The 1,238-nt window shown below is 60.4% G+C and carries 1 protein-coding gene; it reads right to left on the bottom strand.

Annotated features, from left to right (window positions below; translation table 11 throughout):
• The coding region (locus P3G66_RS31745) for an IS256 family transposase (RefSeq protein ID WP_276117879.1) at positions 1-1,238 on the bottom strand (1,238 nt) is incomplete at its 5' end.

The raw sequence follows: 1,238 nt of genomic DNA, 5'->3' as shown, positions 1-1,238 counted from the left end.
TCAGTATGTTTCCGATCCGGGCCAACGATCGGCGAACGTGATCGCAAACGCGTTCGGAGCAGGCTTCCACCGCACAATCCATCGTGCCTGGCCCTTGCCGGTCGGGTCCAGCGAACGCGTCACCAAATAGAGGCATTTCAGTGCGGCAGCTTCCGTGGGGAAATGCCCGCGCGCTTTGACTGACCTCCGATATCTGGCGTTGAGTGACTCAATCGCGTTGGTGGAGCAAAGCACTCGCCGTATCTCGGTGTCGTAATCGAGGAACGGGATGAACTCCTGCCAGGCATTGGTCCACAACCTGATGATCGCCGGATACCGGTTCCCCCAGCGCTCGGCGAGATCGTCGAAGGCTGCCCGCGCTGCCGTCTCGGTCGGGGCGGTATAAATCGGTTTGAGATCGTGTTTGAGCCCGTCCCAGTGCTGACGCGACGACAACCGAAAGGTGTTGCGAATCAAATGGATCACGCATGTCTGGACCGTGGTGGCCGGCCAGACGTTTTCGACGACTTCCGGTAGGCCTTTCAATCCGTCGCAGACCAGGAAGAACACGTCCCGGGTGCCCCGATTTCGGATATCCGTCAGCACCGACATCCAAAATTTGGCGCCCTCACCGCCGGTGCCGGCCCACAATCCGAGCACGTCACGGTGGCCGTCGAGACTGACGCCGATCGCGGCGTAAATCGGCCGGTTGGCGACCTGACCGTCTCGAACTTTGACGACGATCGCGTCGATGAAGATTGCCGCGTATACCTCATCGAGGGGTCGGGCAGCCCAGTCCTGCATTTCCTCGAGCACTTTGTCTGTGATCCGCGAGATGGTCTCTTTCGAGACCGAGGCGCCGTAGATTTCGGCGAAGTGGGCGCTGATCTCACCTGTCGTTAATTCTTTGGCATACAACGACAACACGATCTCATCGACCCCGCTGAGGCGTCGTTGTCGCTTTTTGACGATCTGCGGCTCGAACGTCCCCTCCCGATCACGAGGGACGTCGATCGGAACGTGACCGCTGGCCTCGGTCAACACCGTTTTCGATCTGGTTCCGTTCCGGATATTGGACGATTCCCGTTCCGGCGGAGCGTGGTTCTTGTCGTGCCCGAGGTGTTCGGTCATTTCTTCGTTCAGCGCGGTTTCCAGGACGGTTTTGGTGAACTGCTTGAGCAACCCGTCCGGCCCGGTCAGCGACTGGCCCTGCTCCTTGGCCAGGCGCACCAACTCCGCGGCCGCCGCAGCTTCCGCGG

Source organism: Rhodococcus sp. C3V (assembly GCF_029269915.1).
GTDB classification, from domain to species: Bacteria; Actinomycetota; Actinomycetes; order Mycobacteriales; family Mycobacteriaceae; genus Rhodococcus_F; species Rhodococcus_F qingshengii.
This window is presented reverse-complemented; position numbering and strand designations above follow the sequence as displayed.